The organism is Embleya scabrispora DSM 41855 (assembly GCF_000372745.1).
Lineage (GTDB): Bacteria > Actinomycetota > Actinomycetes > Streptomycetales > Streptomycetaceae > Embleya > Embleya scabrispora.
Map to the genome: position 1 here is coordinate 94,113 of NZ_KB889682.1, position 10,477 is coordinate 104,589.

The 10,477-nt window shown below is 70.6% G+C and carries 4 protein-coding genes and 1 pseudogene; 4 read left to right on the forward strand and 1 reads right to left on the reverse strand.

Annotated elements, in window-relative coordinates; genetic code table 11:
- Positions 1 to 117 precede the first annotated feature (117 nt).
- Entirely contained in the window at positions 118 to 1,833 is a 1,716-nt protein-coding gene (locus A3IC_RS57395; RefSeq protein WP_020553873.1) for an ATP-binding SpoIIE family protein phosphatase, read from the forward strand.
- On the opposite strand, the gene A3IC_RS71490 is transcribed toward A3IC_RS57395, so the two are convergent.
- Positions 1,739 to 2,221, reverse strand: coding sequence for a transposase (locus tag A3IC_RS71490; RefSeq protein WP_245599702.1), 483 nt, complete (start codon positions 2,219 to 2,221; stop codon positions 1,739 to 1,741). The two genes, A3IC_RS57395 and A3IC_RS71490, sit on opposite strands and share 95 nt — an antisense overlap.
- On the opposite strand from A3IC_RS71490, the gene A3IC_RS69780 reads away from it, so the two are divergent.
- The 3 genes and pseudogenes from A3IC_RS69780 to A3IC_RS70225 all read left to right on the forward strand — a co-directional run.
- On the forward strand, positions 2,126 to 2,464 hold the full coding sequence (locus A3IC_RS69780; RefSeq protein WP_169400944.1) for a hypothetical protein: 339 nt from the start codon (positions 2,126 to 2,128) through the stop codon (positions 2,462 to 2,464). The two genes, A3IC_RS71490 and A3IC_RS69780, sit on opposite strands and share 96 nt — an antisense overlap.
- Positions 2,465 to 2,799: 335 nt before the next feature.
- The gene (locus A3IC_RS62850) at positions 2,800 to 10,047 is read left to right on the forward strand and encodes a LamG domain-containing protein (protein ID WP_052173881.1); all 7,248 of its coding nucleotides are present in this window, start codon (positions 2,800 to 2,802) and stop codon (positions 10,045 to 10,047) included.
- A 239-nt stretch (positions 10,048 to 10,286) separates the two neighbouring features.
- Positions 10,287 to 10,477 (forward strand): annotated as a pseudogene (locus A3IC_RS70225) (hypothetical protein); the annotation flags it as partial.

The window sequence follows — 10,477 nt, forward strand, 5'->3', positions numbered from 1 at the left end:
GCCGGCGTTGACTTACGCAAGACGGTCCGTGGAGTACGTCGGTGGCGTCTGGTGTTGTTCCTGCCGAGCAGTGGATGTGGTGCGCGGGTAGCGTGGGCAGGACTCGGAGGTGTTCCGATGGGCGCGGAGGACGAGGTTGAGCGGCTGCGCTTGCGGGTGCGGTTGATGTACGAGGCCGCGGCGCGTATCGGTGCCCATCTGGATCTGCGCCGGACGACGCAGGACATCGTCGACGTGGTTGTACCGGCCTTGGGGAAACTGGCGACCGTCGACCTGTACGAGGCTGTCTCCGCGGGGGAGGACGCGGTGGGTGTGTCTCCTCCGCCGCAGGGGATGATCGCGCGTTTCGCGGTCTGTGGTGACCTTCCGGAAGGCATGATCACGGCGGGCGAGCGGGTGCCGTCGCTGTCGATAGGCCCGTATGACGCCGCCCTGACGGCCGGGAACGTGGCGGTGATCGAGGACGCCTGGGGGTTCATCACCTCGCGGCACGGTGTCGAGCCGGCGCGGCAAATGGTGCCCGATCGCGTTTCGCGGGGGATCGTCGCCCCGCTGTTCGCGCGAGGGCGGCTGTTGGGGGTGTTGATCGTGTGGCAGGACCGGGCGCGGGCCATGCGTCCCGACGATGTCGAGATCCTGCAGGAGATCGCCTTGCGCGGCGGGCTGGCCGTCGACAACGCCCGCCGGTACGCGCGCGAGCACGCCACGGCGGTCGGGTTGCAACGCATGCTGCTGCCCCGGGGCACCACGGACACCGACGCGGCCGAGACCACGGCGATCTACCGTCCGGCCGGGGAAGGGGCGGGAGTCGGCGGTGAATGGTTCGACGTGATCCCCCTGTCGTCGGCACGCATCGGCCTGGTCGTCGGCGAGGCCTTCGGCCGGGGGCTGGTCGCGACCGCGACGATGGGCCGGGTGCGGGCGGCGATGCTCACCCTCGCCCACCTCGACCTGGAACCGGACGAGTTGCTTACCCACGTGGACGATCTCGTCCGGCGCCTGGGCGTGGAGACGGAGCCCGGCGCGGACCCGGTGGGCGCGAGGTGTGTCTATGCCGTGTACGACCCGGTCACCTCGCGCTGCGTGTTCGCGGACGCCGGCCATCACGCCCCGCTGCTCGTTGCCCCCGACCGCGAGCCGGCCCTGGTCGAACTTCCGCCCGGGCCGCCTCTGGGTGTGGGCGGTACCCCGTTCGAGACGGCGGAGTTGGAACTGGGGCCTTCCTCGGTGCTCGTCTTCGCCGGCAGTGGGTTCCTCGATCGCCAGGGGGATTCGGCCGGCGCGGGTCCGCGCCGACTGCGGCGCTCGATCGCTCGGCGGTGCCGGGCGGGCCGCTCCATGGCCGACGTGTCTCGGGACGTGGTGAAAGAGCTCGCGCCCGACGGCGAGTCGACGGACGTGGTCCTGCTGTGCGCCCGGATGCGCTCGATATCCCCCGCGAACACGGTCCGGTGGGTGTTTCCGGCTCGGGCGGAGGCGGTGCCCGAGATCCGCAGGCTGGTGACCGGGCAGTTGGCGGTGTGGCAACTCGACGAGGAGGCATTCGCCACGGAACTGGTGATCAGCGAGTTGGCGGGAAACGCCGTCCGCTACGGCGGCGATTCGATGACGGTTCGGCTGATCCGAGGGAAGGACCTGCTGGTGTGCGAGGTCGGCGACGGCAGCAGCACCCAGCCTCGCATCAGGCGAGCCCGCAGCACCGACGAGGGCGGTCGCGGGCTGTTCCTCGTGTCCCAGGTCACCGAACGCTGGGGCTGCAGATTCGGACCCGACGGCAAGACCATCTGGGCGGAGCAGCAGCTGGACCGAAGGGCCGGGAGCGCCCGAGGATAGATGGCCACGCAGGGGAGCGAGCAGCGTTCGACGACCCGCTCCCGCGAGCCACCGGAAGGTGCGTGACTTCCTCGTCGAGGACATGCGTTCCAATGCCTCGAATGACCCGTCCAGTGATGGCGCTGCGGCGTCTCCAAGGGCCGTCTCGCCGCGCGGGGGCAGGCCGGCGCACAGTCTCGAATCGACCTCCGAGTCGGCCCCGAGTGGAACCCCGATTCGAACCCCGTGTCGGCACGTGCTGCACATGGGCCTTCGGCCGTCCGCGGTAGCGGCAGCGGCCGATGCCGTGTCCGTGGGCAAGTTCGTTGACGGTGCCCTCGACTCCGGAGCGGACCGCGTAGCGGGCCTGCCACTCGGCTGTCTGCTGCTCGTCACCGTTGTACGGGATGGTTGCTCGACGACGACCAGCGCGCTCGGCCTGACCGGCGTCGCCGGACACACCGCGGACATGCACCACGACGAGAAGGCACCCGTCGGCTTCACTCTCGGCGACACGGCGCTGGAACCGCCCGAGCCCGAAAGCATCGAAACCGCCTTCGCCGACGCCGGCCTCGGAGTCGGCATCGCCGATCTCCGCGAGGCCCGCACGGAGACCTCCGACCAGGCCGGACGGCGCGTGCGGTTGTGTTGATTCGGTGAAGACGGCCGGTTGTTCCCGTTCCGGACCGGGTTCCGAAGGTAGCGTTTCGCATCGACTGCGCTGGTACGCAGAGGTCTTGCCCGTCCGGGGTGACGAAGGGCCACAGCGGGTCGCGGGGCCGGTGGGGGCTTCGTGTCCGTCGACGTGCGTGTGCGGCGGCCGGTCGGCCGTGTCGCTTCTGTTGTGTATCCGGTTCCGTGCGCGGTTGTCCGCGTGCGCGCCTCGGCATGCGCCGGGACGCGCCGCCATGCCGTGCACGGTCATGGCGCCCGCCTGCGCGCGGGCACGGGCTTCGGGGGGATTTCGTGGTGTTTGACGAGGGTTCGGTGAGGGTCTATCGGGATCGCCGGTACCAGTGGACGACGATGGTGCAGCACAACGGCACCACCGTGGCGTTCGCGATGGACGATCAGCGGCGGATCTACTACACCGTTCTGGATCTGGAGCAGGCGTCCGCCAAGCGCGGGCCGTTGGACGCGAAGTACTGGAACGAGGAACCGGCCTTGGTGCCGTTCCCCGGTGAACTGGTCGAGGTGGCGGGCCCGGGGGCGGCGGCCACCGGCCTGTCTCTGACGGCGCTGCGGATGCCGGTGGTGCGCAAGGGCAGCCGCACGGCGGTCGTCGGTACGCCGGTGCCCGAGGACGAGCGCGACGGGTTCCTGTCCACGACGGCCAGGCTCAGCGCCGCGCAGCAGTTCCAGGTGGTCTCGGACGGTCGCTACCTCATCCTGTTCCGGGAGTCCGTCGAGGCGGCGCACCGGGACATGGTTCTGCACACGCCGACCGGAAGCACGGCGCCCGCGACGGCGGTGGTGGACCGGTCGCTGCTGTGCGACCGGTTCGTCCTGGCGGGCTCGGCGTTGCAGCCGGTCGTGGAGGTGCGCTTCCAGCGGTCCCGGTCGAAGAGGCAGGGCGCGTCGGACAGCGACTCGCTCGGCACCCGGGACATGGAGGGCAACCCGTTCCATGAGCCGACGTCCAAGCTGTCGTTCGTCGGACAGGTACGGGACGGGCAGTTCGCCGCGCTGCTGATCCCCACGGCGGTCGCGGGGAAGTTCCGGTGGGAGCTGTTCGCCACGAACGCGGCTGGTGCGGTGGAGGGTTACAACTGCGCCCAGCGCGAGGACGGCGCCTTCGACGTGGCCGGCACGGAGCTGTACACGAGCCCGGACCCGAAGTTCGCCCCGTCGGTGCTCGAACGCGCGCCGGGCACATGCCCGTTCACCAGACGGCCGCTGGTCCTGGTGCCCGCGGTGAGCGACCGTGCGGGGACCGCGCTCAGGTTCGACCCGGCGAAGTCGACCCACGTGCGGGTGCCCGCGCTGCCCGGCGCCGAGTCCGCCACGCCCAAGGGCTACACCGTGGAAGCCTGGGTCAAAGCGAGGGCGACCCCGGGCACGATCGTGTCGCACCACCCCGCGAGTTCACCCACCAGCACCTTCGCCCTGGAACTGGACCGCGACCTCAAACCGGTCGCCGACTTCGGCGGCACCCGTGTTGTGTCCGCCCAGCCGGTGCTGCTCGACACGTACACGCACATCGCCGCCGTGTACGACGGCGGCAAGGCGGTGCTCTACGTCAACGGCGACACGGTCGGCAGTGTCGCGGCGACGGCCGTGCCCAACGCGGGCGCGGCGGCCGTCATCGGCGCGCGGCTGGGCGCGGACGCGCCGCAGTACAGCCTCGACGGCGACGTCGACGAAGTCCGGATCTGGGAACGCGCCCGGCAGACAAACGAGTTCGCCGACCGCGGGCGGCGGTTGACCGGGATCGAGCCGGGCCTGTCCGGGTACTACCGCTTCGACGAGGGCACCGGCACGGTCGTCGGGGACCACACCCGGGCACGCCGCCACGCGGAGGCCCGGAACACCCCGGAGTGGGTGGGCTCCGGCGCGCCGGTCGGAGACGGTACGGGACTGGCGCGGGATGTCTTCGGGATCGTCGGACGCACGGTGTCGACGGGACTCGCGGCCACGCTGTACACCCAGCAGGAACCCGCCGTGTCCGGCTACGGCGGCACCACGGTCGTGCAGGAGAAGCGCCAGACCCGGCTGCTGCTGGTCTGCGGCACGACCGGGCCCGCCCCGGCGGGCGGGGACGCGAACCGCAGCTATGTCACGGCCGTGGACTTCGGCGTGACCCGGGACGGCCGCCTGGCGTGGGCACCCACGTCCGTCACGCTGCCCGAACGCGGCAAGACCGCGTTGTTCGGCGACGCCGCGATCACCGTCGCCGACGCTCAGGCGGCCGTGGACGCGGCACGCGCCGCACTGGCCGCCGACCGCGTGCTTGCCGCCCAGATCCCACAGATCCTTGCGGAATGCGCCGCCAACAACGTGAACGTGTGGTGGCTGGAGCTGAATCGCCGCTGGGACCTGGGCAGCCCGCGCTTCATGCTGGAGGCCGGGTTGGCCCTCCGGCTGCGGGCGGCGCAGGCCGCGCAGCAGCGACTGGGCAGTCGGCAGGCGGAGTTGGACGCGGCCGAGAACCAGTTGGTCATGGTGTCGGGCGGCACCCTCGGCGGCGGGGACGTGGTCGTCGAGATGCCGCTGGTGTCGACCGACCGGGACGGGTTGACGGTGTTCGGCGCGCTTCTGGCGTTCGCCTGGACCGACAAGGCGCCGTTCCTGCTGGACTCGTCCACCGGCGACGTCGTGCTGTACTTCCGCGGCGGCACCGGCCAGTTCTTCAGCGCCTACTACTCCGCCCTGGTCTCCCGGGCCACCCGCAGCACCAAGGTCGGCAACGGATCCGTGCAGTTCGTCGCCCGCGACACGAGCACCCGCATGAAGGACTTCACCGTCCAGGTGGCCGCGGACGCCGCCGCGGACCTGTGTACCGTCACCGTCACCCGTGGGACGCGTACCGAGACGTTCCGGGGTGTGCCGCGCGCCGCGGCGTCGCTCACGGCGGTCCTCAACGGCAATCCGCCGGTCGGCACGGTCCTGGGCAGTGTGCGGTCGGTCAAGGACCGGCTCGTCGAACTCGCCACCCCACTGGCCGAACCGCTGGCCGTCGGAAGCCGGGTGTCGGTGGGCGGCCGGATCCGCAGACTCGACGCCACCGCCCCCGTCGGCGCGACCACGTTCACGGTCACCGGCGACGCGGTGACCGCCGGAGCCGGTACACAGGTCACGGCAGTCCTCTACGACTACGCCGACGCCACCTGCAACGTGCCCGGCGTCGACCTGTCCTGCGGCTCGCAGATCGTCGGTGCCGTCCCCCGCGACGCCACCGGCGCCGTACCGGACGGCATCGCGACCGATGCCGGCGACGGTGTCGGCCCGCACTGGCGCGGCCACGCCCCGGGCCGGGCACCGACATTCGACGGAACGCAGACGCTGCGTGGGTCTGCCGCCGCGAACTTCGACACGGACGCGGACGTCACCGTGGAAGCCTGGGTCAAACCCGGCGTCGCCCCGGGCCGAAAGATCGGCGACCCCGGCACGAAGCAGTACCGCGTCGCACAGGTCTCCGCGACCGGCTCACCCCGCGTACTCATGGAGCTGATCACTGGCCACCTCCACCAGAGCCTGACGTTGGAACCCGACAACTGGCTCGACTGCGGCGACCGCCTCGACCTGAACGGACGTGACTTCACCGTCGAGATGCGGGTATGCCTCACCAACGGCAATCACCGCAACCTCGTCACCTACGGCCAGGGCAGCGACACCGCGTTCTCCATCGACATCCTGCAGGGTGCGCTCTCCATCACCGTGTCCGGGCCCACCCCCCTGAACCTCGTGACCACCAACACGGGAACCTTCGGCAGTTGGGAGCAGTGGAGCGTCGTCTTCTCGTCGGGTCGGTTCCAGGTGTACCGGGACGGCGCGGCCGTAGGGCTGATCAACGCCTCCGGCAACAACCCGAACCCCGGCGGCGCCCACCGCTACACGGAGACGGTGGTATTCACCGGCGGTCCCCTCAGGACCCGGATCGGCGCTGAACCGCAGGCCCTCTCCTCTCCGGTCGGCATCGACGAAGTGCGGGTATGGGGCACCACCAGGAGCGAGACACAGATCAGGGCGGGTCTGCAGCGCAGGCTCCGCGGCGGTGAGGCCGACCTGCTGGCGTACTGGCAGTTCGAAGACAAGCTGACGGTCGACCGTTCCGGCAACGGCCACGACGCCACACTCACCGGCCCCTTCCGCAGCACCCGGTCCCCGCTGCTCGGCTACCGGCCGGCGGTGACCGTCGGCGAGCAGGGGTTCTCCCTCAATACGGCGAAGATCCCGTTCGGGGACTGGTCGCACATCGCCTTCGCACACAAGCAGAAGTGGGCAATGGCCACGGACGGCGGACACCTGGACGCGGGCGGACCCGGGGGACTGGATCTGACCGGCGACCTGACCATCGAGGCAAGCGTGTACCTGGACCGACTCGGGGTCGTGCACGGCCTGGTCGGCAAGGGAGCGCTCGGCGGCGGACGCGCGGGAACGGCCGTGCCCTATTCGATGTGGGTGGAGGCCGACGGGCACCTCGGGTTCGCGTTCGAATCCGGGGACGGCCGGGGCGGAGTGACGAGCTACCGCTCGCAGAAGCCGTTGCAGGTGAAGTCCGTCGCCCGACTCGCGATCACCCGCAAGAGCGACGGCAGGGGCAAACACGCCATCACCATGTACATCGCGGGCACCTACGTGTCGACGTCGACCTACGAGTTCGAGGGGGCCCCGCCGATCGGGAACGAGGAGGACTGCGAACTGGGTCGCACCCGCTGGGGCAACGACGCGAACCGGTTGCGGGGCTGCCTCATGGACGTGCGGATCTGGAACATCGCCAGAGACGCCAAACAGATCGGCCTGCCGGTCAAGCCCGACACCCCGGGACTGGTCGCCTGGTGGAACTTCCCCGAGAAGGACGGCCCGATCACCGAGGACGCGTGCGGAGCCTTCCCGGCGAAGCTCCGGGGCGCACGTCGCATCCGGACCCCCGACCTGGACGGCAACCAGGGCACCTTCTACGTCAACGGCGTGCCCGCGACGGCGCAGATCTCGCAGGGGGCGCCTGCCCCGACGCCGCCGGCCGGGCAGACCGAGGTGGACCTCGGCGCCCCGTTCGTCGGCGCACTCGACGAACTCCGGGTGTGGCGGACCTGCCGTAGCCGCGAGCAGATCCTCGACAACATGTTCGGCCGACTGCGCGGCGAGCAGAACGACCTGGTCGTGTACTACCCGTTCGACGGCGCGTCCACCACGCCCGGCGCCAAGGTCAAGGACGCCGGACCGCGCGGCGTCGACCTGACCCCGTCGTCCCCGGCGCCGCAGAACGTGGTCTCCACCGCGCCGATCTCCACGGACGCGCCCGAGGTCCGGTCCGCACTGACCGGCATCTCCAGCACCTTCAACTCCGGCGTCGACACCACGCCGGCGGCATCCGAGTACGGCGACCTGCAAGTCGACGCCAATGGCCGGCCCGCCGGTGTCATGAAGCGGGTCTACGCGTACATCCGGCACAACCGGTGGCACCTGCGCACCGGGTACAAGATAGGGAACCTGACCACGACATGGGTCGGACAGGCGCAGTTCGACCCACAGTTGATCGGATTCCTGGAGGGCGCCCCGCCCGTGCCGTCCGAGAACCTGGTCTGGGGCACGGGCGAATACTCCGGCACGGCATCGGTGGCCTTCGTCCAGGCGGACTCGATCACCAACACGATCTCCCATGACAGGAAGGACAGTTCCGACGCCTCCGCCAAGATGTCCCTGGAAGGCTCGCTCACGTACGTCACCAACATCGTCACCGCACCGCTCGGCGTGGGCGAAGCCAAACCCCTGCAGGTCAAGGGCGTGGCCAAGTACGAGACCGAGGTGAAGAACTCCCACGGCTGGTCGAACAACGTCCAGGTCTCGCAGGGCACCGGGACCACGCGCACCAGCAAGGTCAGCCTCACCGGCCAGTGGGAGGAAGCAGCCGCAAGCGGCCAGGTCAATCCGGCCGCGGGACGCCGGTGGGTGCCGGCCAACACCGGCTTCGCCGTCGTCCAGTCCGCGACCGCCGACCTCTACGCCCTGCGCGTTGCCCACACCGGAGCACTGGTGGCCTACCGGATGGTCCCCAACGCCGACATCCCCCGCGACTGGAACATCCTCGCCTTCCCGATCAACCCCCGCTACACCAAGCAGGGCTCCCTCGACGGCCTGGTCGGCTACGCCCCCAAGGGAACGTCGGGGGCCCTGCAGCCCTTCCCGGACCCCGCGTTCCCCAACGCCGGGGACAACGGCGAGTACAGCTACTACCGACCCCGCGAGGCCTACGCCCTCAAACGACGCATCCAGCGCGAGGAACAGCAACTCCAGAGCTTCTACGAGTCCCTCTCCACGAGCCACACCACCCTTGCCTCCCGCAAGTCGCGCAACCCGGTGCGCGACCAGGCCGACCGGGTCCTGCGCGGGATGCTCGGCGGCGTCAAACCGCCCCAGGAGGAGGACAGCTCCGACCCTGCGGCGACACGCAAGGCCGCCCAGGACGCGTCACGCCGGCACATGGCCAACACCTTCGTGTGGACCGCCGCCGGCGGCCTGTTCTCCGAGACGACCACCACGACCAACCAGGTCAGCGAGGTCGTCTCCGGCCAGTACAGCCTGGTCACCAATGACTCCCTCACGGTCGGCGTCGAAGTCAAGGCCGTCGCCTGGGAGATCAAGCTCAACCTCAGCATGTCCTTCGGCAGCGCCTACGCGATCACCCGCAGCAAGACCAAACAGGCCACCCGTACGTTCAGCCTCGACGTCGTCGCCGACCCCGGCCGCAACCTGCAGAAGTACGAGGACGGCAAACCCGTCTTCGACATCGACCGCAAGCCCGTCCTGGCGCCGGGCCGGGTCGACGCCTACCGGTTCATGACGTTCTACCTCGACAGCTCCAGCGACAACTACGAGGACTTCTACGGCAAGGTCATCGACCCGGAATGGCTGGACCGAGACACCGGGGCCGCCGCCCGCGCGCTGCGCCAGACCCGGCAGGGCGACCGCAAGCCCCCGTGCTGGCGCGTCCTGCACCGGGTGACGTACGTCAGCCGCGTCCAGGACACCGGCACGGCGGCGCCCTCCCTGGCCAGGGCGATGGGCGCGCTCGGCATCCCCAGCGACTACCAGTTGCTCAAGCAACTGGAGCCGCACCTGGCCCGGTCCACCGGCAGTCCCGCGGCGCTGGCCACCGCCACCAAGGACACCATCGCCGCGCGCTTCCCGACCCTCGTCCCCTACACCGACGCCATCACCGCCCGCGTCACCGCCTACTACAACCCCGGCGCACCCGCGCTGCCCGCCGCACCCGCCCCGGCCACGACACCCGTGCTGATGGCCGCCAACCCCACCGTCGCCCGCGGCGGCGAGATCACCTTCGCCTACTCCACACCGTCGGCGACCGTCGCGCCCAAGAACTGGGTCGGGCTCTACCGCGCCGGGACCAGCCCCGGCAACGGCGAAGCCCTTGTCTGGAGGTACGCCCCCGCCGCGACGGGCACCGTCGCACTGCCGACCACCGGATGCGCCCCCGGAACGTACACGGCCTGGTACCTGCACAACGACGGCTACACGCCGCTCGGCGGCCCGACCACCGTCACGATCACCTGACGCCGCCGCCCACCCCAGGCCGCCGGAATCCCCGGCGGCCGTGAGAGCACAGCGAACACACCGGCGGGGACCCGCACTTGGGTCCCCGCCGGTGCCTTCAGGTGCGCGGGCCGGCGCCGTGCCGCGCCCTCGCCCGTCGCCTCGGGTGCCGCGCGTGTAGGGCGTTCTCGCCTGTCCTGGTCGAATACTCGGCCGCAGGGTTTGACCAGCGTGTTCGTCTGATCGGATGATCACCGGTCATGGCGGTCGACTTGGTGTACCGGCTCGTCGTTCGGGTGATCACGTGGCTCGCTCTGTTCGCGCGGTCGCACGCGTCGGAGGACGCGGAGATACCCGCTCTGCGCCACGAGGTCGTGGTGCCGCGCCGGACGACCCCGAGGCCGCGACTGTCGTGGCCGGACCGCGCGGTGCCGTCCGCGTCGGCCCGGGT

Excerpts from the sequence above, each read along its gene's own strand:
- A3IC_RS57395 (WP_020553873.1), top strand. The coding sequence starts at position 118 with ATGGGCGCGGAGGACGAGGTTGAGCGGCTGCGCTTGCGGGTGCGGTTG.